The organism is Pseudomonas sp. Z4-20, from assembly GCF_051131955.1.
Classification (GTDB): Bacteria; Pseudomonadota; Gammaproteobacteria; order Pseudomonadales; family Pseudomonadaceae; genus Aquipseudomonas; species Aquipseudomonas marvdashtae.
In genome coordinates this window covers 1,629,164-1,653,637 of the sequence record NZ_CP071641.1, presented here as the reverse complement: position 1 = coordinate 1,653,637, position 24,474 = coordinate 1,629,164, and the positions used below count along the sequence as shown (strand labels likewise).

The 24,474-nt window shown below is 62.0% G+C and carries 17 protein-coding genes; 10 read left to right on the top strand and 7 right to left on the bottom strand.

The genetic code is table 11. The features are described from left to right. Positions 1 to 27: 27 nt before the first annotated feature. Positions 28 to 5,664 carry a retention module-containing protein gene (locus tag J3P82_RS07680; protein ID WP_434561966.1) on the bottom strand — a complete coding sequence of 1,879 codons (5,637 nt, stop codon included), beginning with the start codon at positions 5,662 to 5,664 and terminating at the stop codon, positions 28 to 30. A gap of 447 nt (positions 5,665 to 6,111) precedes the next feature. Between J3P82_RS07680 and J3P82_RS07675 the strand changes: the two genes are divergently transcribed. The 3 genes from J3P82_RS07675 to J3P82_RS07665 all read left to right on the top strand — a co-directional run bounded on the left by J3P82_RS07675 (position 6,112) and on the right by J3P82_RS07665 (position 11,207). Beyond that, positions 6,112 to 7,470, top strand: coding sequence for a TolC family outer membrane protein (locus tag J3P82_RS07675; RefSeq protein WP_434561964.1), 1,359 nt, complete (start codon positions 6,112 to 6,114; stop codon positions 7,468 to 7,470). Positions 7,471 to 7,489: 19 nt separating this feature from the next. After that, entirely contained in the window at positions 7,490 to 9,649 is a 2,160-nt protein-coding gene (locus tag J3P82_RS07670) for a type I secretion system permease/ATPase (RefSeq protein WP_434561962.1), read from the top strand. Between the two features lie 193 nt (positions 9,650 to 9,842). After that, a complete protein-coding gene (locus tag J3P82_RS07665; protein ID WP_434561960.1) occupies positions 9,843 to 11,207 on the top strand; it encodes an HlyD family type I secretion periplasmic adaptor subunit in 1,365 nt (454 codons plus the stop codon). 159 nt (positions 11,208 to 11,366) lie between these two features. On the opposite strand, the gene J3P82_RS07660 is transcribed toward J3P82_RS07665, so the two are convergent. Both J3P82_RS07660 and J3P82_RS07655 read right to left on the bottom strand, forming a co-directional pair. Further along, positions 11,367 to 11,963, bottom strand: a complete 597-nt coding sequence (locus J3P82_RS07660) for a tRNA-uridine aminocarboxypropyltransferase (RefSeq protein WP_434561958.1) — start codon at positions 11,961 to 11,963, stop codon at positions 11,367 to 11,369. Positions 11,964 to 11,965: 2 nt separating this feature from the next. Continuing rightward, positions 11,966 to 12,859, bottom strand: a complete 894-nt coding sequence (locus tag J3P82_RS07655; RefSeq protein WP_003184133.1) for a LysR family transcriptional regulator — start codon at positions 12,857 to 12,859, stop codon at positions 11,966 to 11,968. Positions 12,860 to 13,196: 337 nt separating this feature from the next. Here J3P82_RS07655 and speB point away from each other — a divergent pair, with 337 nt between their 5' ends. The 4 genes from speB (at position 13,197) to J3P82_RS07635 (ending at position 17,711) form a co-directional block, all read left to right on the top strand. Further along, complete coding sequence (speB, locus tag J3P82_RS07650) at positions 13,197 to 14,147, top strand: agmatinase (RefSeq protein ID WP_434561956.1); 951 nt, start codon at positions 13,197 to 13,199, stop codon at positions 14,145 to 14,147. A 9-nt stretch (positions 14,148 to 14,156) separates the two neighbouring features. Continuing rightward, entirely contained in the window at positions 14,157 to 14,564 is a 408-nt protein-coding gene (locus J3P82_RS07645; RefSeq protein WP_434561954.1) for a YybH family protein, read from the top strand. Positions 14,565 to 14,615: 51 nt separating this feature from the next. Then, complete coding sequence (locus J3P82_RS07640) at positions 14,616 to 16,121, top strand: purine-cytosine permease family protein (protein WP_434563744.1); 1,506 nt, start codon at positions 14,616 to 14,618, stop codon at positions 16,119 to 16,121. A 201-nt stretch (positions 16,122 to 16,322) separates the two neighbouring features. Then, positions 16,323 to 17,711, top strand: a complete 1,389-nt coding sequence (locus tag J3P82_RS07635; RefSeq protein ID WP_186614022.1) for a sodium:solute symporter — start codon at positions 16,323 to 16,325, stop codon at positions 17,709 to 17,711. Between the two features lie 157 nt (positions 17,712 to 17,868). Here the strand turns inward: J3P82_RS07635 and J3P82_RS07630 are convergent, their stop codons facing one another. Both J3P82_RS07630 and ptrR read right to left on the bottom strand, forming a co-directional pair. Continuing rightward, positions 17,869 to 17,997, bottom strand: coding sequence for a PA1414 family protein (locus tag J3P82_RS07630; RefSeq protein ID WP_256222727.1), 129 nt, complete (start codon positions 17,995 to 17,997; stop codon positions 17,869 to 17,871). 139 nt (positions 17,998 to 18,136) lie between these two features. Continuing rightward, positions 18,137 to 19,030, bottom strand: coding sequence for a putrescine utilization regulator PtrR (gene ptrR, locus J3P82_RS07625; protein WP_186636147.1), 894 nt, complete (start codon positions 19,028 to 19,030; stop codon positions 18,137 to 18,139). Positions 19,031 to 19,133: 103 nt separating this feature from the next. Here ptrR and J3P82_RS07620 point away from each other — a divergent pair, with 103 nt between their 5' ends. Then, positions 19,134 to 20,306, top strand: coding sequence for an MFS transporter (locus tag J3P82_RS07620; RefSeq protein WP_434561952.1), 1,173 nt, complete (start codon positions 19,134 to 19,136; stop codon positions 20,304 to 20,306). Here J3P82_RS07620 and J3P82_RS07615 read toward each other — a convergent pair whose 3' ends face one another. Then, positions 20,307 to 21,761 carry an NCS1 family nucleobase:cation symporter-1 gene (locus J3P82_RS07615; protein WP_434561950.1) on the bottom strand — a complete coding sequence of 485 codons (1,455 nt, stop codon included), beginning with the start codon at positions 21,759 to 21,761 and terminating at the stop codon, positions 20,307 to 20,309. Positions 21,762 to 22,161: 400 nt separating this feature from the next. Next, entirely contained in the window at positions 22,162 to 22,998 is an 837-nt protein-coding gene (locus tag J3P82_RS07610) for a CvfB family protein (protein ID WP_434561948.1), read from the bottom strand. Positions 22,999 to 23,326: 328 nt separating this feature from the next. On the opposite strand from J3P82_RS07610, the gene J3P82_RS07605 reads away from it, so the two are divergent. Both J3P82_RS07605 and J3P82_RS07600 read left to right on the top strand, forming a co-directional pair. After that, positions 23,327 to 23,515, top strand: coding sequence for a hypothetical protein (locus J3P82_RS07605; protein WP_172436054.1), 189 nt, complete (start codon positions 23,327 to 23,329; stop codon positions 23,513 to 23,515). Between the two features lie 197 nt (positions 23,516 to 23,712). Beyond that, positions 23,713 to 24,423 (top strand): TorF family putative porin, encoded by a 711-nt coding sequence (locus tag J3P82_RS07600; RefSeq protein ID WP_434561946.1) that lies wholly within the window; start codon positions 23,713 to 23,715, stop codon positions 24,421 to 24,423. Positions 24,424 to 24,474 lie beyond the last annotated feature (51 nt).

Sequence of the window (24,474 nt, the reverse complement as noted above, 5' to 3'; positions counted from 1 at the left end):
CGCCGGGCTTTGTCATTTCAGCTCACTTCACACCGTATCCACCTTCAACGAATGATCATTGAGCATCCCATTGATGATGGTCGCCGTGTCCGCGCCGCCGATCATCCCCCCCGAGCCCGGCGTGACGCCGTAGTGGCTGGCGAGGTTGACACCGGCCAGGTCGATGGTCTGGTTCGGCGTGGCGCCGGCGGTGCTGCCGACATCGATGCTGGTGATGACCGATGCGCCGGTGCCGGTGACGGTAAAGTGCAGGTAGTCGTCGAGGGACGCGGCGCTGCCGTTTTCGCCCAGTAGCAGTTGGGACAGGTCGAGTTTGTCCAGGCCTGGGGTGAAGTCGGTGATGACGTCGTGGCCGCTGTTGCCTGCCTGCCATTGGAAGGTGTCGGCGCCGCTGCCGCCGGTGAGGGTATTGTTGCCCAGGCCGCCGATCAGAATGTCATCACCGCCGCCGCCATTGAGCACGTCATGGCCGAGCCCCCCGTCGATGCGATTGCTCGCGCCGTTACCCGTGAGGGTGTCGTTGAAGTTCGAGCCGACGAGGCTTTCGATGCCGGCCAGGGTGTCGGTGCCTGCGCCGAGGGTGTCTTGTGCGGCAAGCAGGCCGAGGTTCACCGTGACACCCGCGCTGGCATGGGCGTAGCTGGCGGTGTCGTTGCCGCTGCCGCCGTCGAGCAGGTCGTTGCCGCTGCCGCTGTAGAGCAAGTCGCCGCCCGCGCCGCCATTGAAGGTGTTGTTGCCGGTGCCCGCACTGAGAATGTCATTGCCATCGCCGGCGTTGAGCACGTTGTTGCCATTGCCGGCCAGCAGCACATCGTCCCCGCTTGTACCGGTGAGCGTATGGCCTGCCTGGTAGCTGATGCCGACCCCGCCACTGTCGCTGCCACCATGATTGTCGCTGGTGGTGTAGGTCCCGTGGTAATCCGGCGTGTGGTCCTGGGCGCCGGCGTAGTTGACGGTCATCGTCAGTTGGTAGTTTTCCGAGGCATTGGCGTTGCCATTGCCGGGGTTGGGGATGTTGGTGACGTGGATCTGGTAGTTGCCGTCCGCTGCCGCGGTGAACGAGGCGCCATCGTTGATCGCGATGAACGGCCCGCCGTTCAACGAGTACTCCATGGCGATGCGACCGGCCGTGAGGTTGTGATCCAGCGTCAGGGTTTCGCCCTGCTTGAGCGTGATGTTGAGCCGGTCTTCATCGTTGGCGTTGTTGTTCGACACCGCCCCCAGCGCGCCGCTGACCACCAGCACCGCCGTCATGCTCGCGGCGTTGGCGACGAAGGCACTGCGGTTGAGGTTGATCGCCTGGGCATTGTTGCCGGTGAAACTGGCAGTGCCGCTGGTGCCGGTGAAATCCGCGCCCTTGGCGATCCAGCCGGTATTGAAGCCCGTGGGTGAAGCGGTGAGCGGATCGCCGTTGGCATCGCTGTCGTTCCCCAGCAAGAGTTCGCTGGGGATGACGATATTGCCCGACAGCACATTGGTGATGACATTGTCCTCAACCGCCACCGGTGGGCTGTTGGGCACGACTTTGATCACCAGGTTGGAACTGGCCAGGTCGCCGTCGTTGTCGCTGATGGTGTAGCCGATGTGCTCGGTAATCAGCGTGCCGGTGGTGGTCTGCGAGGTGTAGCTGAACGCGCCGGTATCCAGATTGACCACCAGGGTACCGTCATGATCTGTGGCGATGCTCACCGTGTTGGTCGCGGTATTGAAGGTGCCGTGGTTGGCCCCACCGCTGACGATCAGTGAACCCTGGCCACCGTTGGCCTCCGGGTTGTAGCCATACGTTGTGCCGTCCACCACCAGGCTTTTGACAAACCCGCCGTCGGCGCCGAACGAGCCGCCCTCGCCCAGCAGGCTGCCGGTGACCGGCACGCCCTGCACGGTGCCGGAAAGCACCGAGTTGAGTTGGTTCAGGTCGGTGACCAGCACGGCGTCGGTATCGGTGCGGGTGCTGCCGTCATGGGCCAGCGGATCGAGGTGGACATCCCTGACGCCGCTGCCCAGGCCGATGGCGTAGTTCTTGATGCTGTTGGCGTCGAGGAAAGCCTTCCAAGCGGCTTCGTCCGCCGAGCCGATCTCGCCCAAGGTCGGCTTGCCGTCCGAGAAGAAATAGCCAACGTTCTGTGCGTCGGGCAGTTTGCCGGAGGTTGCGAACGCAGTCTGAGCCACCGCCACGGCCGCATCGTAATTGGTATCACCGTGCGCTTTGAGCGTCGAGATCAGCGTCTTGGCAGTTGCTACGTCGACCCACACGGAACTCTGGTCGGTGGCGCTGCCGCTGAAGGTCACGAGCTGGACTTTCACGTCGCCCATGTCGTCGTACTTATCGAGCAAAGCGTTTATCGCCTGTTTGGCCAAGTCCATTCGCGAGAGCCCCGACACGCCTGAGGGATCTTTCATGCTGCCGGACACATCAAGCACGATCAGCAGGTTCGAATCGATCTCCGTCGCCGTGACCGAACGTTCAGACGCGGCTGCCTTGGGCACGTCATCGACGATGCTCACCACCAGGTTGCCGGTAGTGCTGTTGCCCAGGGAATCGGTCGCCTGATAGGTGAAGCTTTCGGTCAGCGCATTCGGGCCGTCGTTGACATGGGGCGAAGTCGCCGCCGGTGAAGTCAACGTGTAGGTGTAGGAGCCGTTGGGATTGAGCAGCAACTGGCCGTGGGCGCCGGTGGCGTCTCCCACCAGGATAAACGTTACGGCACCGGTCGCGCCGGTCACCGAACCGACCAAGGTGCCCGTGGCGGTTTCGCTGGTGGCACCCGGCTCGCTGCCCGTGGCGGTGCCAGCCGCGAGGTCCTGGCCGTCCTGTTTCAGGTCCAGGGCTTTTTCATGGACGGTGACGTCGTGGTCGGTTTCGGCGACCAGGCAACTGTTGTGCACATCGATGGTGATGGTCGTGGTGCTTACGTCACCGTCGCCATCGCGCACGGTGTAGGTAAACACATCGGTGGCACCCGGTGCGCCGACCGAGTCAGCGTTACTGTGATAAACCGCGTTGCCGTTGGCGTCCAGGGTCAGGTAGCCGTAGGTGCCGTTGATCTGCGTGTCGAGGCCGCCAGTGACAGGCGTTGAAGTATCGTTGCCGGCACGTACGCCAAGCACCGCGCCGCCGTCCGCGCCCAGCACGTCGTTGTCCAGCACATTACCGCTGACCGTCCCGCCTTCCACCACCGCAGCGGTATCGCAATGAGCCTTGGGCACATCGTCGACGATGTTGATGACGATGGTGCTGGTGACGCTGTTGCCGAGTGAATCAGTGGCTTGGTAGGTAAAGCTTTCGCTCAGCACGTTCGGCCCGTCGTTGGCGGCGGGCGCTGTCGTTGCGGGCGAGGTCAGGGTGTAGGTGTAGGAACCGTCCGGGTTGAGCAGTAACTGACCATGGGCGCCGGTGGCATTGCCGATCAGCGCGAAGCTGACGGCGCCGACCGCACCGGTCACCGCATCCACGAGGCTGCCGCTGGCGGTTTCACTGCTGGCGTTCGGCGCGCTGCCAGTGACGGTGCCGGGGGCCAGGTCCTGGCCATCCTGGTTGAGGTCGAGCGCGCGTTCATGGACGCTGATCTCATGATCCGGCGCAGCGACGAGGCAGCTGTTGTGCACGTCGATGGTGATGGTCGTGGTGCTTTCATCGCCATCGGCGTCGCGCACGGTGTAGGTGAACACATCAGTGGCACCCGGTGCGCTGACGACGTTCGGGTTGCTGTGGTAAACGGCGTTGCCGTTGGCATCCAGGGTCAGGTAGCCATAGGCGCCGTTGATCTGGGTATTGAGGCCGCCGACGGCCGAGGTCGACGTATCGCCGCCCGCCCGTACGCCGATGACCGCACCGCTCGCCGCAGGACCATCGGCACCGCCCTCATCGTTGTTCAGCACATTGCCGCTGACCGTCCCGCCCTCCTCAACCGAGGCTGAATCGGCGTGGGCCTTGGGCAAGTCGTCGATGATGTTCACGTCCAGGTTGCCGTTCGCAGTGGTGCCGTTGTCATCGGTGACCACCACGGCAAATTGCTCGCCCAGGCTGTTGGCGCCATTCGCATTGGGATGCGCTTCGTTGTCGAGCAAGGTGTAGCTGTAGCTGACCACGCCGGTAACCGCGTTGAAGCCGGTGATGGTCAGTGTGTTGCCTAATGCGGTGGTGATCGATTGCGGGAAACCGGCGGTAACGCCACCACTGACCACGCTGATACCGCCGACGCTCAGGGTTTGCACGCCGTCCAACGCGGTCACGGTGAAGGTGCCGCTTTGGGTCAGCGCCGAAGCGTCGGGGCTGCTGCCGTCGTCGAGGTTTTTCTCTTGCACCGTCAGCTCGCCGCCGTCGGTGTCGAGGCCGGCGATAACCACCGGGTCGTCGTTGTTATGGACTTGAAGGACCAGGTTCGCGGTACTGGTGTCACCGTCGGCGTCGGTCAGGGTGTAGGGGAAGGTTTCAGTGTCGCTGCCGCCACCGTGCAACGCGACGAATTGCGGGTCGCTGGTGTTCAGCGTGTAGGTATACGTGCCGTTGGGGTTGAGGACCAACGTCCCGTAGGTGCCGGTGAAGGTGCCGCCGATGATCGGGCCGCTGTCGGGGCCGGTGGGAATGCGATCAGCGCCCTGATGATCGTTGGGCAAGACGTTGCCGGTCAGGCTGACGAGGGTTTGCGACGCGGTGCTGGCGTGGCTGTCATCGATCGCCTGGGGCACGTCGTCGGTGATGTTGACATCCAGGGTGCCGTTGGCCGTATCACCGTCGGTATCGACCGCCACCACCGGAAATTGCTCACTGATGCTGTTGGCACCGTCGCCCGTCGGATGGGTTTCATTGTCGGTCAGGGTGTAGCTGTAGCTGACCACGCCAGTGGCCGGGTTGTAGCCGGTGATGGTCAGCGTATTGCCCAGCGCCGAGGTGATGGATTGCGGGAAACCCGTGGGCACGCCACCGGCAATCACGCTGATGCCGCCAATGCTCAGGCTGCTCAGGCCGTCGGGAGCCGAGAGGGTGAACGTACCGTTTTGCACCAAGGCGCCTGGGTTACTCGCCGTGCCGTCGGCAAGGCTGGCCTCGTGGGCGGTCAGTTCACCGCCATCGATGGTCAGGCCGTCGAGGGTGACGGGATTATCCGGCGTCTCGGGCGTTACCGGCGGCACGGTGGCATCATCGCCGTCTCCATCCGGGTCAGCGGCCAGCTCCAGCTGGGGAAACTCCGGTATCCCGTTGAAGCCGGCGGTTGGAAAGCCGATGAGCGGATCAACCTCCCCGGCGACTTCTTCCAGCAATACAAAGCTGTGCCCGCCGCCTACCCCGCCCGGGTTGCCGCCCTCGGCGCCCGCAGCCGTGGCCTCGCCCGTCTGGGTCGGGTCGGCACCGGCGGCGATGGCTTGCTGCAGCTGTTGTACATCGGTCAGTTGCGCATCGGTCGGCGCCACGCTGTCAGGCGTGTCGACATGAGGCGCCTGGTTGGCGAGCAACTGCGGGGTCAGGCTCAGGTTGCTCTCGCGGCCCAGGGTCAATTCCTGGCCGTTCTGCAACTGCACTGCCACTGCGCCTTCGGCCCCGGTGATCAGATGCTCGCCGGCATACAGCCGATCGCCTTCGACCAGGGGGCGCCGCAGCCCACCGGCAGCCTCCGCGAAAACCTGCCCTACCACCTTGCTGACGGTACCGATGAGCGCTGCCATGTGCATCCCCTCCTGCCGACCGCAGTCAGCACCTGTCTGGGTGAAGAAGCGTGCTCAGGTCACCGTCAGAATCTGGAAAATCTGCCAGCTTTCGCGAGCGTCCGAAGCGCTAGCCTTTCGCCACAATGACAAAAAACCGTCGCTTAAACCGCCTCTTCGCTCAACCTTTTTGCACGTCTTCACATCGTTTAAAAATTTGCATGGAACTTTTAATTGACGCCTAAAAGCCGTCACAACCCTTAGTTTCTGCGGCTTTCGATTTGAACAATGTGCTGGATTTCTCAGAGCACATAAGTTTTTTTCGGAATAAAGCTTATGAGAAATCCTTCTTAGGTTTTCCTCAGGATGTTCTTAGCTGTGTTGTTACAAGGTTGAAACGGTTTTGATCTTTTAAACGTCAATATTCTGGCGACAACGAAGCACAACAGCCCTCAGGAGATGCTCCCCATGCGCGTTCTTACTCCCCTCTACAGCGCGGTTTTACTGGCCATGGCCTGCTCTTCTCAGGTGCAGGCCATGTCCGTGACCGAAGCGATCCAGAGCACCATTGCGACCCACCCCGAACTGGCGCAACGGGTGGACAGCCGTTTGTCGGCCAATGAAGACGTCAAGGTCGCCAGGGGGGGCTTTTTCCCATCGTTGGATCTGAACGCCGGTTATGGCCGCGGCTACAGCGATAACACCAATACCCGGGCATTGGGCAACCACCACACCAACATCCTGACCTACACCCAGTCGGAGCTGCGCCTGCGGCAGATGATTTTTGACGGGTTCAACACCGCCAATGAAGTGGAGCGCACCAAAGGCGTGGTCAATTCCCGAGCCTATTACGCCCAGGGCACTGCCCAGGACCTGGCCCTGCGCACCATCGAGGTGTATCTGGAAGTGCTCAAGCGTCGCGAACTGGTGACCCTGGCCAAGAACAATCTGCAAGCGCACCTGCGGGTCAACGATCAGATCGGCCTACGCACCGAGCGGGGCGTGGGCAGCACCGCCGACTCCGACCAGTCCAATGCCCGTCGCGCCCTGGCGGAAAATAACTACGACACTGCCCAAGTCGACCTCGCCGACGCCGAGGCGAACTTCTACAGCGTGGTCGGGCGCATGCCTGACGAGTTGGAAGCGCCGCCCTCGACCAAAGGCGAAATACCCGCCGACCTGCGCGAAGCCCAGCAAAGCATGGTCGACAACAATCCCTACCTGAAATCGGCCCAGGCCGACGTGCAGTCCGCCGAGAGCCAATACGAAGTGGCGAAGTCGCCGTTCTACCCGCGCTTCGACGCCGAAGCGGCCGTGGGCGCCAACAACAACCTCGGCGGCGAAGAAGGCCATGACAACAACTGGCGGCTCGGCGTGGTGATGAACTACAACCTGTTCCGCGGCGGCAGCGACAAGGCGCGGCTGGCGTCCAACGCCCACCAAATCAACCAGGCCATGGACATACGCAACAACGCCCTGCGCCAGCTCAATGAAGACACGCGCCTGGCCTGGAACGCGATGCTCAATGCCCGCAAGCAGACCCCGACGGCCCGCGAATACGCCGACACCACCGCCCGCGTGCGCGCCGCCTACCAAGACCAGTTCGGCCTTGGCCAGCGGACCCTGCTCGACTTGCTCGACAGCGAAAACGAGCTGTACAACGCCAACCGTCGCTACACCGAGGTGCGCTACACCGAGGAATACTCGATGTACCGGGTGCTGGCGAACATGGGCCTGTTATTGCAAAAACAACGGATCGTCCTGCCAGCCGACGCGGTCGCGCAGACCGAAGTCAAGAACCAGGCACGGTTGCCGGAACTGAAGTAATCCAGTGGGAGTGATCAGCATGACCCGCATGGAACCGGTAATCCCCGGCGCCGATCCGCGCCTGAACTTCGATGATCCGTTGCTGGACGGCCTGTTGATCCTCTGCAAACTCCATGGCGCGACCGTCAGTCGCGCCAGCCTCAGCGCCGGGCTGCCTATGGCGCACCAACGCTTGAGCCTGGACCTGCTGCCTCGCGCAGCGGCCCGGGCCAGTTTGCAGGCGCGACTGTTGCGTCGCGACCTGAACGATATTTCCGCGCTCAACTTGCCGGTCATGCTGATCTTGGCCGGAGGTCGCTGCGCGATACTGCGGCGCTGGGGCGAGGACGGTCAGGCGCTGATCCTGCCCAGCGAAGCCGATGGCGGCGAGCAATGGGTCAGTCGCCAGGAACTGGCCGCCGACTACAGTGGCCAGGCGCTGTTCGCCCGGCCACGCCATGAACTCGAAGACTTGCGCGCGCCCTTGGTGCCGCGGGTCGAGGCATGGTTTCGCGACACGTTGAAACTGTCGCGCTGGTTGTACAGCGACGCGATCCTGGCAAGTTTCCTGATCAACTTGCTGGGCCTGATGGTGCCGCTGTTCGTGATGCAGACCTACGACCGCGTGGTACCGAACCAGGCCACGTCGACGTTATGGGTACTGGCCGTGGGGCTGTTGATCGGCACCGGGTTCGAATTGGTGTTGCGGGTGGTTCGCGCCCACCTGCTGGACACTGCCGGCAAGAAAACCGACGTGATTCTCTCCGCCACCCTGTTCGAACGCATCACCGGCATGGCAATGAAAGCCAAGCCCGTGACCATCGGCGGCTTCGCCCAGAGCATCCATGACTTCCAGGGCCTGCGCGAATTCCTCACCGCCGTGACCCTCACCAGTCTGATCGACCTACCCTTCGCCCTGCTGATGCTGGTGGTGATCGGCCTGCTCGGCGGCTGGCTGGTGGTGATTCCAATGGTGGCGTTTCCGATTACCATCGTCTTCGCCATGATCATCCAGGCCCGCCTGCGCGACACCGTGCAGAAAAGCCTGGCCCTCGGCGCCCAGCGCCAGGCACTGCTGATCGAAACCCTCGGCGGCTTGGAAACCCTCAAGGCCTGCAGCGCCGAAAGCGAGCGCCAACATCAATGGGAAAGCACCCACGGCGCCCTCACCCGCCTCGACAGCCATGCGCGCAACCTTTCAGCGCTGGCGACCAATGGCACCCTCTTCCTACAGCAACTGGCGGGCATGGCGACCATCGTCGCTGGGGTCTACAGCATCATCGCCGGCAACCTCAGCGTCGGCGCGCTGGTGGCGACCTACATGCTCGGCAGCCGCGTCCTAGCGCCGCTCGGCCAGATCGCCGGCCTGATCACCCGCTACCAGCAAGCCCAGCTCACCATGCGCAGCACCGATGCCTTGATGGCCCTGCCCCAGGAGCGCGATGCCAAACAGCGCCCCCTGGACCGCACCCAATTGCAGGGCGCCCTGGACGTCAACGGCGTGACCTTCCACTACGACGGCCAGAGTACCCCGGCGCTGGCCAACGTCAGCTTCAGCCTCAAGCCTGGCGAACGGGTCGGGATCATCGGCCGCAGCGGCTCGGGCAAAAGCACCCTGGCGCGCCTGGTGATGGGTTTCTATGCACCGGAGGAAGGCCAACTGCTGCTCGATGGGCTGGACTTGCGGCAACTGGACGTCGCCGACTTGCGGCAGCAGATCGGCTATGTCGCCCATGACCTGCCGCTGCTGGCCGGCAGCCTGCGCGACAACCTCACCCTCGGCGCCCGCTATATCAGCGACGCGCGCATGCTGGAAGTGGCGGAGCTGACCGGCGTTACGGAACTGGCCCGCCAGCATCCACAAGGTTTCGACCGCCCGGTGGGCGAGCGCGGGCAGTTGCTCTCCGGTGGCCAGCGCCAAGCCGTGCTGCTGGCCCGCGCGCTGCTGCTCGATCCGCCGATCCTCTTGCTCGATGAACCCACCAGCGCCATGGACAACAGCAGCGAAGATACCTTGCGGCAAAAGCTTCACACCCATGTACAGGGCAAGACCGTGCTGCTGGTCACCCACCGCACCTCAATGCTGAGTCTGGTGGACCGCTTGGTGGTGCTGGATAACGGGCGGATCGTGGCGGATGGGCCCAAGGAAGCGGTGATCGATGCACTGCGCAAAGGGCGGGTGGGGTCTGCTGCGGTATAGCCGCCAACACATACTCTGTGGCGAGGGAGCTTGCTCCCGCTCGGCGGCGCAGCCGTCGCGAAACCTGCCCGCGCGATCTACCTGTTACACTAGGTGAATGTTTTTAGGGCTGCTTCGCAGCCCAGCGGGAGCAAGCTCCCTCGCCACAAAAGCAGCGCCTAGCGCATTTCATTTAACCAACGGGTACCGCCCCATGTCCGCTCAAACACCCGACTCAGCCGCCCGCAGCTACTTCGGCAGTTTCAGCAGAAGCGCCGAAAGCGAGTTCATGCCGGAAACCGCCAGCGCCACGCTGCAGGACTCGCCCCGTCGCTCGCGGGTCACCGTGTGGCTGGCCGCCGGGTTGATTATCACTGGGCTGGTCTGGGCCAAACTGGCGGTGCTGCAAGAAGTCACCACCGGTGAGGGCAAAGCCATTCCATCGAGCAAGATCCAGGTGATCCAGAACCTGGAGGGCGGCATCGTCACCGAGATTTTCGCGCGCGAAGGCCAGATGGTGAACAAGGGCGATACCCTGCTGCGCCTGGACGACACGCGGTTCCTGTCGAACAAGGGCGAGAGCGAGGCCGACCGTTACGCCCTGACGGCCCAAGTCGAGCGCTTGTCGGCCGAGGCAGAAGGCCGTCCCTTCAAGCTGTCGGCCGAGGTGATCGCCAAGGCGCCGCAAGTGGCCGAAGACGAGCGCTCGTTGCATGAGCAACGCCAGCGACGTCTGGCCAGCGAGCAACGCACACTGTCTGAACAACTGCGGCAGAAGACCCAGGAACTTGCGGAATTTCGCTCCAAGCAAAGCCAGTTCAGCTCGGCCCTGGCCTTGCTTCAGGAAGAAATGAACATGTCGGCGCCGCTGGTGCGCACCGGGGCGGTTTCGCCGGTGGAGATCCTGCGGCTCAAGCGCAGCGCGGTGGAAATACGCGGTTCGCTCAACGCCACGACCTTGGCAATCCCACGGGCCGAATCGGCGATCAACGAGATCAAGAGCAAGATCGACGAATCGGAACAGTCCTTCCGCTCCGACGCGGCCAAGGAGCTCAACGAGAAGCGCACCGAGCTGTCAAAAATCACCGCCTCGAGCATCGCCATCGACGACCGTGTCACCCGCACCACGGTGGTTTCGCCGGTGCACGGAGTGATCAAGCAGCTCAAGGTCAACACCATCGGCGGCGTGGTCCAGCCGGGCAGCGACATGATCGAAATCGTGCCCCTGGAAGACAACCTGCTGATCGAAGCCAAGGTCCGTCCCCAGGACGTTGCGTTCCTCCATCCAGGCCAGAAAGCCATGGTCAAGTTCAGCGCCTACGACTACACGATTTATGGCGGCCTGAGCGCCAAGCTCGAACTGATCGGCGCCGACACTATCACCGACGACAAGGGCAACAGCTTCTACCTGATTCAGGTTCGCACCGATAAAAATCACTTGGGCGGCGATGCAAAACCGCTGCTGATCATTCCGGGGATGGTGGCCACGGTGGATATCATTACCGGGGAGAAAAGTGTCCTGGATTACTTGCTCAAACCAGTGTTGAAGGCACGGACCGAGGCGATGCGCGAGCGCTGATCCGGATTTACGCCGATCCCGTGGCGAGGGAGCTTGCTCCCGCTGGGCTGCGCAGCAGCCCCAAGACCATTCACCTCGTTGTGTCAGGCAGACCGCGCCAGCAGGTTTCACGACGGCTGCGCCGCCGAGCGGGAGCAAGCTCCCTCGCCACAGGGGACTCTATTCCCCTCCATGGTTCTTTTGGTAGGTTTCTTCGCCCATCGCCGCGATCTGCCCTTCGATCAACGCCTCGAACGGCTTGAGCAACAACTCGAAGCTCGCCGGCGCTTCGAGGGTTTGCAGCGCCTGGACAATCGCCTCCACCGTCGACAACGCCCCCGGTCCTGGCGCCTTGCGCAAACGGTAACGGGATACCTTGCCTTCGGCCAGCGTCACCCTCGGCAACGCCGCCAGCAGCGGGTTGAGGTGCAGCAGCTTGCGTGCCTTGCGCCAGGTGCCGTCGGGTACGACCAATAGCAGCGGATCATCGGGCGGCCGGTAGGCTTGCAGCGGCTGCGCATCGTCAGCAGGAAATAACAACCGCGCCTGATAGCCCGGTTGATCGAGCAGCCTGGGCAAATCCTCGAACACCTCGCCCACGATCAGTTCGGCATTGTTGAGCCCCAACGCCGCCAACCGGGCAGTGTTCAACGCATGGTTCACTTCGCTGGGGTGCTGCAACAACAAGACCCGGGTCCGGCTGTCGAGGCTGGGGATCAGCGGGCACAGGCAGTGGCTTTGCGGCCGGAGACAACGCGGGCATTGGATTCTGGACATGGTCATGCCTGATTCAGTTGCGCTTTGAGCAAGTCACGGAAGGTCTGGATCAACGGCTCGCGGCTGCGGCCACGGCGCACGATCATCGAAAACGGTGCCTGATAGCCGAACGTCGCCGGCAGCAGCACGCGCAAGTCGCCCTTGTCGACCCAAGCCTGGGCATAATGTTCGGGCAAATAACCAACATAAGCACCGGACAGCACCAGGATCAACTGGGCTTCCATGCTCTCCACCGTCGCCGCGCTGTGTTTGAAGCCATGGCGAGCCAGTTCGGCCTGGCTCCAGTAACCACGCCCGACCATGCGTTGCTGGGTGATGACTTGCTCGGGAATGCGCCGCTCGTTGAACAGCGGGTGGCGGTTGCTGCAATACAGCCAGTGCTGCTCGCGGTACAGCGGCATGTAGACGAGGCCGCTCATGCGCGTGGAGAACGCGCCGATGGCCAGGTCCAGGCGATTGTCCTGAACGCCCAGCTGCAGTTCGTAAGGGCTCATGACGGACAAGTGCAAATGCACCGCCGGATGTTCCTGGCTGTAGGCGCCGATGGCTTCGGCAAACGGCAGGGCCTTGTCGCTGACGGTGGAATCGATCACCCCCAGGTTCAGCGTCCCGCGTAGTTCGCCCTTGAGCGCTGCGGCGTACTGCTCGAACCCTTCGAGCTCGCCCAACAGGCGCAGGGTTTCCTGATGGAACAACTCGCCCTTGCTGGTCAGGCTGAACCCGCCCCGCCCGCGATGGCAGAGCACCAGGCCCAGGGCCGATTCGAGCTGGCTCATGTAGGTACTGATGGCCGACGTGGAAAGATTGAGCTCGTGCTGGGCATTGGCGAACCCCTGGTGCCGGACCACGCTGACAAAAATGCGCAGCAGTTTCAGGTCGGGTAGAGCGTTGGCCATGGGGGTCTCCAAATTACTCAGGGGTTTGTAGCGCTCTTGTGGCGAGGGAGCTTGCTCCCGCTGGGCCGCGAAGCAGCCCCAAACCATTCACCTCGACGCATCAGACGGACCGCGTCGGCTGGTTTTGCGATGGCTGCGCCATCGAGCGGGAGCAAGCTCCCTCGCCACAGGGGGGTGTTCATATCCCCCGGAATTGCATTGCTGCGGAGTCTATCGCCCCGCCCGCCATTAGTTTAGAAAAATCTGAACTAAGTATTTGCCGCCAGCGATTCTTCACGGCGAAAGCTTTTCGCAGAATCGGCCCCTGATAAATAAAACAAACGATGAGGCCCTACCCGTGGACAAGATTCTTCACCAACCACTGGGCGGCAACGAAATGCCGCGCTTCGGCGGCATCGCCACCATGATGCGACTTCCCCATTTGCAAACCGCTGCCGGCCTCGACGCTGCGTTCGTCGGCGTACCGCTGGACATCGGCACCTCCCTGCGCGCCGGCACCCGTTTCGGACCCCGCGAAATCCGCGCCGAATCCGTGATGATCCGCCCCTACAACATGGCCACCGGCGCCGCGCCATTCGACTCGCTGGCGGTGGCGGACATTGGCGACGTGGCGATCAACACCTTCAATCTGCTGGACGCGGTACGGATCATCGAAGAGTCGTACCACCAGATTCTCGAACACAACGTCATCCCCCTGACCCTGGGCGGCGACCACACCATCACCCTGCCGATCCTGCGGGCGATCCATAAGAAGCACGGCAAGGTCGGGCTGGTGCACATCGACGCCCACGCCGATGTAAACGACCACATGTTCGGCGAGAAAATCGCCCACGGCACCACCTTCCGTCGCGCCGTGGAAGAAGGCTTGCTCGACTGCGATCGCGTGGTGCAGATCGGTCTGCGGGCCCAGGGCTATACCGCCGACGATTTCAACTGGAGCCGCAACCAGGGCTTCCGCGTGGTCCAGGCCGAAGAGTGCTGGCACAAATCCCTGGCACCGCTGATGGCCGAAGTGCGCGAGAAAGTCGGCGGCGGCCCGGTGTACCTGAGTTTCGACATCGACGGCATCGACCCAGCCTGGGCGCCTGGCACCGGCACCCCGGAAATCGGCGGCCTGACCACCATCCAGGCGATCGAAATCGTCCGTGGTTGCCAGGGCCTCGACCTGGTCGGTTGCGATCTGGTAGAAGTCTCGCCGCCGTATGACACCACCGGCAACACCTCGCTGCTGGGCGCCAACCTGCTGTACGAGATGCTCTGCGTACTACCTGGCGTGGTCCATCGCTGAGGCGCCGCCATGAGCCATCGGGATCAGGTTCTCAAGGCCGCCGCCGAGCTGGTATCGGCCTTCGCCCGCAATGACCGCGAGGTTTACTTCGGCGCGTTCGCGGCCGATGCGAGTTTCGTGTTCTACACCCTCGAACAGCCGCTGCTGTCACGCGAGGCCTACCAGGCCTTGTGGGACCGCTGGCGGTCCGAGGAGGGTTTCGAGGTGCTGAACTGCACCTCGAGCAACGCCTTCGTCAGCCTGCAAGGGGACGTGGCGATTTTCATCCATGACGTGGCCACCGAGCTGCGCATGCAAGGGGAGCTTCACTTTAGCCAGGAGCGCGAAACCATTGTGTTTCGCCAAGAACAACAAGGCCTATGGCTGGCCTGTCATGAACATTTGTCCGCAATGCCGGAAGGGCTGCCACCCCCTTAGCCAAGCAGGCAACGTTCACATCCGATGAACGCGCCTCGATGATCGGAGCAGATCATGAATAACAATAACGATAAAAGCCTTACGCAGATTGAAACCAACGGGGTCGAACAGATCCCCGACCATGAACGAACCGCCGGTCCGGGCGATCTGTTTCGCCTGATCTTCGGCGGCGCCAATACCTTTGCCACCGCCGTGCTCGGTAGTTTCCCGGTGCTGTTCGGCCTGTCGTTCCAGGCCGGAGTCTGGGCGATTGTGCTGGGGGTGTTGGTCGGTTCGATCATCCTCGCGCCGATGGGCCTGTTCGGCCCGCTCAACGGCACCAACAACGCGGTGTCTTCGGGTGCGCACTTCGGCGTCCACGGGCGAATCGTCGGCTCGTTCCTCTCGCTGTTGACCGCTATCGCGTTCTTCTCGCTGTCGGTGTGGAGTTCGGGCGATGCGCTGATCGGCGGCGCCAAGCGCTTGATCGGCGTGCCGGAAACCGACCTCAGCCTGGGCTTGGCCTACGGCTTGTTCGCACTCCTGGTGTTGACCGTGTGCATCTACGGCTTCCGCTTCATGCTGTGGGTCAACCGCATCGCCGTGTGGGCCGCCAGCCTGCTGTTCCTGCTGGGCATATTCGCCTTCGCGCCGAGCTTCGACAGCCAGTTCGCCGGCACGGTCAGCCTCGGCCAGCCGGGCTTCTACGCCGCTTTCATCGGCGCCGCGCTGGTGGCCATGAGCAACCCGATTTCCTTCGGCGCGTTCCTGGGCGACTGGTCGCGCTACATCCCGCGAGATACGCCGAAGCCGCGCATCATGCTGGCGGTGATCGCTGCCCGGTTGGCCACGCTGATTCCGTTCCTGTTCGGCCTTGCCACCGCCACCATCGTGGCGATCAAGGCACCGGACTACATCGCGGCCAACAACTACGTGGGCGGCCTGCTGGCGGTTTCGCCGGGATGGTTCTTCCTGCCGGTGTGCCTGATAGCGGTGATCGGCGGCATGTCCACCGGGACCACGTCGCTGTACGGCACCGGGCTGGACATGTCCAGCGTCTTTCCCCGCGTGCTGTCGCGGGTCAAGGCGACGCTGCTGATCGGCGTGCTGTCGATTGCCTTCATCTTTATCGGGCGCTTCGCCGCGAACCTGGTGCAGAGCGTCTCGACCTTCGCCGTGCTGATCATCACCTGCACCACGCCTTGGATGGTGATCATGATCATCGGCCTGCTGGTGCGCCGCGGCTTCTACTGCCCGGACGACTTGCAGGTGTTCACCCGCGGCGAAACCGGCGGGCGCTACTGGTTCAGCCACGGCTGGAACTGGCGGGGCCTGGGGGCGTGGATTCCCAGCGCATTGGTGGGGCTGTGCTTCGTCAACCTCCCGGGGCAATTCGTCGGGCCATTGGGCGAACTGGCCGGCGGTATCGACGTCAGCCTGCCGGTGACCCTGGGGCTGGCGTCGGTGGTTTACCTGGCGCTGCTGGGACTGTTTCCAGAGCCGGCGGCGGTGTATGGGCCGCAGGATCCGCGTAGCACTGATCCGCTCAACCCGTCAGAACTGCGACAGGCCGCCTGACTGACCAATTCCCGTGGCGAGGGAGCTTGCTCCCGCTGGGTTGCGCAGCGACCCCCAGGTTTTCTGACTTGAAAAGCGGCGACTGCTGCGCAGTCGAGCGGGAGCAAGCTCCCTCGCCACGAAAGCCCGTGCGCATTGAGGCTGCGGTGTCAATGCCAGCAGCCTCGCCCCACATAAAAAGACAATCGGAGACACGCCATCATGGCTTTGGATTTAATCGTCGTTCTCATCTATGCCGCCGGCATGATCGCCCTGGGCTGGTATGGCATGCGCCGCGCCAAGACGCGTGACGACTACTTGGTCGCCGGGCGCAACCTCGGCCCGGGTTTCTACCTGGGCACCATGGCCGCGACCGTGCTGGGCGGCGCATCGACCATCGGCACCGTGCGCCTGGGCTATGTCCACGGCATTTCCGGGTTCTGGCTGTGCGGCGCGATCGGCCTGGGCATCGTCGGCCTGAGCCTGTTCCTGGCCAAGCCGCTGCTCAAGCTGAAGATCTACACCGTGACCCAAGTGCTGGAGCGCCGCTACAACCCGGCGGCTCGTCACGCCAGCGCGCTGATCATGCTGGTGTATGCGCTGATGATCGGCGCCACCTCGACCATCGCCATCGGCACGGTGATGCAGGTGCTGTTCGGCCTGCCCTTCTGGGCTTCGATCCTGGTGGGCGGCGGTGTCGTCGTGCTGTATTCCACCATCGGTGGCATGTGGTCGCTGACCCTGACTGACATCGTGCAATTTTTGATCATGACCGTTGGCCTGGTGTTCCTGCTGATGCCGATGTCCATCGTCGACGCCGGCGGCTGGGATGCGATGGTGGCGGCGTTGCCGGCGCGTTATTTCGATTTCACCGCGATCGGCTGGGACACGATCCTCACTTACTTCCTGATCTACTTCTTCGGCATCTTCATCGGCCAGGACATCTGGCAACGGGTGTTCACCGCTCGCAGCGAGCGCGTGGCGAAAGTCGCCGGCACTGCCGCCGGCCTTTATTGCGTGCTCTACGGCCTGGCCGGTGCGCTGATCGGCATGGCCGCCAAGGTGTTGCTGCCGGACCTGGAAAACGTCAACAACGCCTTCGCCAGCGTGGTGCAGACCAGCCTGCCCAATGGCATTCGCGGGCTGGTAATCGCCGCAGCGCTGGCGGCGCTGATGTCCACCGCCGCGGCGGGCCTGCTGGCAGCGTCCACAACGGTGGTCCAGGACCTGTTGCCGCGTCTGCGTCAGGGCCGAGAAAGCGGCGACGGCGACGTCCATGAAAACCGCATTGCGACCCTGCTGTTGGGTGTGGTGGTGCTGGGCATCGCCCTGGTGGTCAGCGACGTGATCAGCGCCCTGACCCTGGCTTACAACCTGCTGGTGGGCGGCATGCTGATCCCGCTGATCGGCGCGATCTACTGGAAACGCGCGACCACGGCCGGCGCGATCACCAGCATGTCGCTGGGCTTTCTCACCGCGCTGTTCTTCATGTTCAAGGACGGCCTGGATGCGAACACGCCGATTTACTACAGCCTGAGCGTGGCGCTGGTGAGTTTTGTGCTGGTGAGCCTGTTGTCGCCACGTTCGAATGTGGTGGCTAAGGCCGCTTGATCAAGCACTAGGAAAGGTTTTCTTCGAGGGGGATGGCGTCGGTGGCCATGCCCTTTTTTTTCCTGCATCTGTCCCGTCAAAACAAAAAAAAGATCGCAGTCTCGGGCTGTTTCAATTGAAACAGCCCGAGACTGCGATCTCTCCAAAATCGGTGGGTTTACCGGCGGCGCGGCTGGCGGCGGCGTTGCTCGTCGTCGGTGCGGATCGGTATCGGCTGCATCGGCGGTTCGATCAGGCCGAGCGCGACACCCAAGTCGTGAAGCCAGTTCTGGATTTTCTCTTTCATCGTGGTGCCCCCTCAGGGTGGTGCGAGCGGCAGATTTCTGTGGCCCCTTCGCACTGATAATAGTCCGAAGTCCTACGCAATGCTCGTGACAGATTGCAATGATCTGTTACTGAATTGATCCAAATCCCAACCTGGGAGTTCAAGCCGATTGCGCCGTGATCATTGGCGCACGCGGCCAGGCTTGTTGTTGCAGTTCAATCCAGGCGTTCAAGTTGGCGCCTACCATGCCTTTGCGCCACATCAACCAGGTCGTTGCGCTGGCAAACGGCTCGGCCAATGGATGCATCGTCACCCGTTCCCGGCCTGGCAGGCTGGCGAGCATCGACTCGGACATCAACGCCACCCCGGACCCGGCGATCACACAAGCCAGCATCCCCTGGTACGACTCAATCTCCATCGCCCGGCCCATGGTTGCGTGATCATGGGCAAACCAGGCTTCCAAGCGCATCCGGTAGGAACAGCCGCGCCGGAACGTGAACACCGCGCGGCCCTGGACATCCAGCGCACTGCGCACCGGTGGATGATCGGCCTCGGTGATCAACACCAGCCGCTCGTCGCACAACGGCACGCCATCCAACCCCGCCAGCTCCAGCGGGCCATCCACCAACGCCGCGTCGAGGCGATTGGTGAGCAGGCCTTCCAGCAATTCGCCACTTGGTCCCGACTGCACTTGCAGGTTCACCGCCGGGTAAGCCCGGTGGTAACCGGCCAACAGGTCCGGCAAGTGCGTCGCCGCCGTGCTGTACATGGTACCCAACACAAAATCTCCAGCCGGCTGGCCACCCTGCACCGCCGCATGGGCTTCGTCGTGCAGGGCAAACAGCTTGGTCGCATAGTCCAACAGGACTTTTCCCGCAGGCGATAACTGCAAACGCTGACGCTCACGCAGGAAAAGGTCGACGCCCAACTGCTCTTCGAGCTGCTTGAGCCGGGTCGAAAGGTTCGACGGCACCCGGTGCAGGCGTTCTGCCGCTCGGGTGATGGAGCCTTCTTCGGCCACCGCCTGGAAAATCCGTAACTGGCTGAACTCCACGACCTTCTCCAAAAAAGAACAAGTTACTCACTATTATTCATTTTTAATGAAAGTCAATCGATTCTAGCCTGACGGTCATTCGCCTCGACGCTGGAGATCGACCATGTCGCCCTTGATTCACCTGCTCGCCAGTTTCATCGCCTTGATGATGGCCATGGGCATTGGCCGCTTCGCCCTGACACCGCAATTACCTCATTTAATCGGCGAAGGTCAGGTCGACTTGACCGCCGCCGGTCTGATTGCAGCCGCCAACTACCTGGGTTATCTGCTCGGTGCGCTGGATGCCATGTTCGCCCGTCGTCCGCAACAGGTGCAGCGACGTCTATTGGGAGGCCTGTGGCTGTGCGTAGTACTGACGCTGGCGTCGTTCTGGGCCTGGGGGTTCTGGCCGCACCTGGCGCTGCGCTTCGGCACCGGCGTGGCGAGTGCCTGGGTGATGGTGATGATTACCGCGTTGAGCCAACCGTTGGCGGCGGCAGCGGGACGGCCTCGGCTGGGCGCGTTGGTATTTGCCGGGCCGGGCATGGGGATTTTTCTTACAGGCTTGCTGGCCTTGGGTTCGAACGTGTTGGGCCAGACATCCGATACCCTGTGGCTGGTGTATGCCGGCGCAGCGCTGGTGATGTTGCTGATGATCCTGCCGGCCCTGCCCAAACCCGTACCGACGGCCACTGTTGCAGCGCCCATCGCCGCGTCCAGCAACAGCGGCATCGCCCGGCTCTGCGTGGTCTACGCCTTGTATGGTGTGGGCTACATCATTCCGGCGACTTTCCTCTCGCAAATGGCTTCGGCGCAATTTCATGGGCAGTGGCAGGCGGATCTGTTTTGGCCCTGCTTCGGCCTGGCCGCTGCCACCGGCGTGCTGCTGGTGAGCCTGCGTCGACCGAACCCGAACACCACCAGTCGCTGGTTGATGGCGACATTGTGGTTGCAAGCCGCTGGCGTATTTGCCTGCCTGCTGGGCAGCGGCATGGGGCTGGCCATGGGTGTGTTTCTCTGTGGCGCGCCGTTCCTCGCCTGCATGCAACTGATGGTGATGCGTGCCAGGGAACTGGCGCCCCACGCGACCCAGCGCAACATCGGGCTGCTGACCGCCTGCTTTGCCGTAGGCCAGCTCAGCGGTCCATTGCTGGCGGCGCTGAGCAGCCATTTCAGCGGCGGCCTGCAACCGGCGCTGATCGTCGCCGGCAGCGGTTTGGTATTGGCCGGCGGCCTGCTGCTGCGACCGACCAACCGCGGCGCAGTGAAGCCTTGCACCCAGACCGCCATGCGTTGATCAGGCCTGGCCGGCAGGGCTCAACGCCTTGGCCGGCCACGTTGCCGGCTCGCGCCGCGCCAGGACGAAATACAGCGCCCCGCCGAGAAAGCATCCGGTGAACCAGGCAAAGTTGGCCATCGGTTGCAGCAGCGGCGTGAAAGTGATCGCCACCCCCATCAACGTCGCCGGAACCAACGCCTTGATGGCGGTCCAGTTGATGCCGCCACTGTAGTAATAACGCCCGCTCGGGCCGTCGTTGAACAGGGCATCAACATCGATCTGCTGTTTTTTGATCAGGTAATAATCCACCAACAGAATGCCGAACAACGGCCCGATAAACGCTGCCAGCACGTCCAGGGTGTAGTGGATCACTTCAGGGTTGTTGAACAGGTTCCACGGGGTGATGAAAATCGACGCCACCGCCGCGATCATGCCACCGGCGCGCCAACTGATCTTGCTCGGCGCGACGTTGGCAAAGTCGAAGGCCGGGGACACAAAGTTGGCGACAATATTAATGCCGATGGTGGCGGTCACGAAGGCAAACGCCCCGAGCAAGACGGCGACATCGTTGTCGATGCGCGCCACCGTAGCGATCGGATCGTGAAGCATTTCCCCGAATACCGGCAAGGTCCCGGAGACAATCACCACGGTGACCAGGGAGAACGCCAGGAAATTCACCGGCAGCCCCCAGAAATTTCCCCGGCGCACATCAGACATGCTCCGGCAGTAACGGCTGAAATCACCGAAGTTCAGGGTTGGACCGGAAAAGTACGACACCACCAGGGCCGTCGCCACGATGACCTGGCCGAACGCTTGCCAGCCGGACAGGGACTTCTCGGCCAAGGTAAAACTGATGTTGCTCCAACCGGCTTTCCAGACGATCCAACCGGCCAACAGGAACATCACCGCATACACCAGCGGCCCGGCCCAGTCGATGAAACGACGGATCGACTCCATGCCCGTCCAGAACACCAGCGCTTGGACAAACCATAAGCCGAGGAAACCAAACCAGCCCAGGTAGGACAAACCTGCAAAATGCGGCGTCGCATAGACTTCCATCGAAGGAAAAAACCGCAGCACCACAATGATCAGCGCACTCGAGGCCAGATAGGTCTGGATGCCATACCAGGCCACGGCGATCAGGCCTCGGATCACCGCCGGGATATTCGCTCCGAACACGCCGAACGCCAGCCGGCAAATGACAGGATAAGGCACCGCCGCCTGCTGGCTCGGCTTGGCGACCAGGTTGGCGATCAACTGCACGATGCAAATCCCGCCCAACAATGCGATGAGCACCTGCCAACTCGCCAAGCCCAAGGCGAACAGGCTGGCGGCAAATACATAGCCGCCGACGCTGTGCACGTCACTCATCCAGAACGCGAAGATGTTGTACCAATTCCATTTCTGCGGCAGCGGGCCCAAGTCTTCGTTATAGAGACGAGGGCTATAGCCGTTGGGCATTTGTTCGGACATCGCGGGGCTCCTTTTCGATACCGCCGAGCCCCCGAGTTGATTGTCCACCACACTGCGCACGGGAGCTGGCATGGTTTGTATACCGGTTCCCAGGCAGAATGCGTGCCACAGGCGCTGGATGTGAGACAAACCGTGGTGTTCAGCGCAGGTAAAAACCGAACGAGCACAGACGAACGCCCGCGAACAGAGCGCAGGTGCATGTTTAAGGTGCAGGTTTTTGTATACAGCGAGAATCAACCGTGGCGAGGGAGCTTGCTCCCGCTGGGCTGCGAAGCAGCCCCAAAACTATTTTTCACCACAGTACGTCAGGAAGATCGCCGGGGCCCGCTACGCAGGCCAGCGGGAGCAAGCTCCCTCGCCACAAGGTCACAAGCTCATAAACCCGGGAGGCTGCGTTCGATCAGCTCAACTCGATACGATCGGCATGAATGACAATCTGCCCATTCTTGTACAGCGCACCAATGGCCTTCTTGAAGTTGCCCTTGCTCACGCCAAACAGGCTGGTGATCAATACCGGGTCGCTCTTGTCACTGACCGGGAGCGTGCCGTTGTTCTCGCGCAACTTGGCGAGGATCTTGGCGTTCAAACTGGTGGCCGCTTCCTGACCCACCGGCTGCAGGCTCAGGCTGATCTTGCCGTCCGGACGGATTTCCTTGATGAAACCCTTTTCCTCTTTACCGGCACGCATGAACTTGAAGATTTCGTTCTTGTGGATCAAGCCCCAGTGCTTGTTATTGATGATCGCCTTGAAGCCCATATCAGTGGCTTCGGCCACCAGCAAATCGACTTCCTGCCCAGGCGTATAGTTGGCGGGGGTCTTGTCCAGATAACGGTCCAAGCGCGCCGTAGCGGTGATGCGGCGGGTGTGTTTGTCGAGGTAGACATGCACCACGCAATATTCGCCGGCGGTCATCTGGCGTTTCTCTTCGGAGTACGGCAGCAGCAGATCCTTGGGCAGCCCCCAGTCCAGGAACACGCCGATGCTGTTGACTTCAACCACTTTCAGGCTGGCAAATTCGCCCACCTGGACTTTCGGCTTTTCAGTGGTGGCGATCAGTTTGTCGTCGCTGTCCAGATAAATAAAAACATTCAGCCAGTCTTCATCTTCGCTGGGAATATCCTTGGGGATATAACGATTGGGCAGCAGGATTTCACCGTCCGCCCCACCGTCCAGATATAAACCGAAGTTGGTATGTTTAACCACTTGCAAACTGTTGTAGCGCCCGACTAAAGCCATTTCCAAAACCCTCATTGCGTGGGCGGCATTCTACCCGGTTTTGCGGCGCGATTCGTGGCCGACGACGAGCTTCGCCGCGCGGCCTTTGATTTTCCTGGGTTTTCGTCCAAGGCGTGGCCATTCGTCAGACGGCCGACGGTTCGCGTCGCTTCCCGTCGGCGCTGGGCTTGCTCAGGTGATCTTATTTAAAACAGCGACTTAGGGTCATAAATACGGATAACCCAGCCGATATTCCGGTTTCAGCGATAATAATTCAGGAGGATATTTGCCAAGCAATTGTCAAGTATTTCCTGTACGATGCCTGGCCCAATTAATTATCTACAGGTTAATGGTCGTCATGCGCGTAAAAGCATCCAACAGCAAATCAAAGCCAGCTCCAGCCGTTGAAACCAGCGAGTCGATCAACGACCAGATCGCTGCGTTCCTCAAGTCCGGCGGTGAAATCCAGCAAATTGCCAAAGGTGTCAGCGGCCAGACATTCGGCCCGTCCAAGCAGATCAGCCTGGGCAAGAAGTAAACTTCGTAACACCTGGTCCCAAAGCGCTTTGACGCTCGAAGCGCTTGGACTGGAACCCCTCTGCTTACCCCCCCTTCGCGCAAAAATCGACGAACGGCCATCGCAGTCGAGCATTCGCCGGTATGCTTGCACCTCTCTAGCTCAAGCGTTTCAGCTTGGCTACGGTCCCCTGCTCCTCGCTATTCACGGAGTGAAGCATGCGCATTCACACGGTCGTGCTGTTGATCAGCCTATTGGCCTGTCCTCTCGTCCAAGGGCAGGTGTTCCAGCGCGAGCTCGGTGACTTCGACCTTAAACTCGGCACCACGCCCAGCCGTAGCATGGCCCAGGGCCTTGTCACGCCATCGAGCACCGGTTCGTTCCACGGCGGCCTGGACCTGAGCCATGACAGCGGCTGGTATATCGGCCAGTGGTCGCCCAGCGCGGGAGTGTCCGCCGATCTTGAAGTCGATTCCTACATGGGTTTCAAACAGCCCTTCGACCAGACCCTCGGTTATGAAGTCGGCCTTATCCATTACAGCTACCCCACCGTCGATACGCTCGACAGCCAAGAGTTCTATGGCGGCCTGACCCTGCTCGGCAGTCGCTTCGGCGCAGCCCTGAGCAATGACCCGGACAAACAAAACAGCACCTTGTTTGCCGACCTGGGCGGCAACGTGCCGTTCGGCATTGGCATCAGCGCCAAATACACCACCCACCAGCTCAACTCGCCGGTGTCTGTGGATAACGGCTCCATCAGCAGCTTCAGCGACTGGTCGTTGAAAATCTCCCGGCCTTGGAAAGGCATCGACCTGGACCTGATCTACAGCGACTCTAGCCTCAGCGGCAACAGCTGCTCGGCGTATTCCGGTCACAACAGTGAGTGCGACGGACTGGTCACACTGAAGATGGCCCATCCTTTTTACTAAGCGTTACGTATTCAATCGGCTGAACTGCGGCGCGCCTGCCATGCTCAAACA

Coding starts and splice junctions, on each gene's coding strand:
- J3P82_RS07675 (WP_434561964.1), top strand. CDS start 6,112: ATGCGCGTTCTTACTCCCCTCTACAGCGCGGTTTTACTGGCCATGGCC.
- J3P82_RS07620 (WP_434561952.1), top strand. CDS start 19,134: ATGTCGCCCTTGATTCACCTGCTCGCCAGTTTCATCGCCTTGATGATG.
- J3P82_RS07670 (WP_434561962.1), top strand. CDS start 7,490: ATGACCCGCATGGAACCGGTAATCCCCGGCGCCGATCCGCGCCTGAAC.
- J3P82_RS07660 (WP_434561958.1), bottom strand. CDS start 11,963: ATGTCCAGAATCCAATGCCCGCGTTGTCTCCGGCCGCAAAGCCACTGC.
- J3P82_RS07605 (WP_172436054.1), top strand. CDS start 23,327: ATGGTCGTCATGCGCGTAAAAGCATCCAACAGCAAATCAAAGCCAGCT.
- J3P82_RS07635 (WP_186614022.1), top strand. CDS start 16,323: ATGGCTTTGGATTTAATCGTCGTTCTCATCTATGCCGCCGGCATGATC.
- J3P82_RS07630 (WP_256222727.1), bottom strand. CDS start 17,997: ATGAAAGAGAAAATCCAGAACTGGCTTCACGACTTGGGTGTCGCGCTC.
- J3P82_RS07615 (WP_434561950.1), bottom strand. CDS start 21,761: ATGTCCGAACAAATGCCCAACGGCTATAGCCCTCGTCTCTATAACGAA.
- J3P82_RS07610 (WP_434561948.1), bottom strand. CDS start 22,998: ATGGCTTTAGTCGGGCGCTACAACAGTTTGCAAGTGGTTAAACATACC.
- J3P82_RS07600 (WP_434561946.1), top strand. CDS start 23,713: ATGCGCATTCACACGGTCGTGCTGTTGATCAGCCTATTGGCCTGTCCT.
- J3P82_RS07665 (WP_434561960.1), top strand. CDS start 9,843: ATGTCCGCTCAAACACCCGACTCAGCCGCCCGCAGCTACTTCGGCAGT.
- J3P82_RS07645 (WP_434561954.1), top strand. CDS start 14,157: ATGAGCCATCGGGATCAGGTTCTCAAGGCCGCCGCCGAGCTGGTATCG.
- J3P82_RS07655 (WP_003184133.1), bottom strand. CDS start 12,859: ATGGCCAACGCTCTACCCGACCTGAAACTGCTGCGCATTTTTGTCAGC.
- J3P82_RS07680 (WP_434561966.1), bottom strand. CDS start 5,664: ATGGCAGCGCTCATCGGTACCGTCAGCAAGGTGGTAGGGCAGGTTTTC.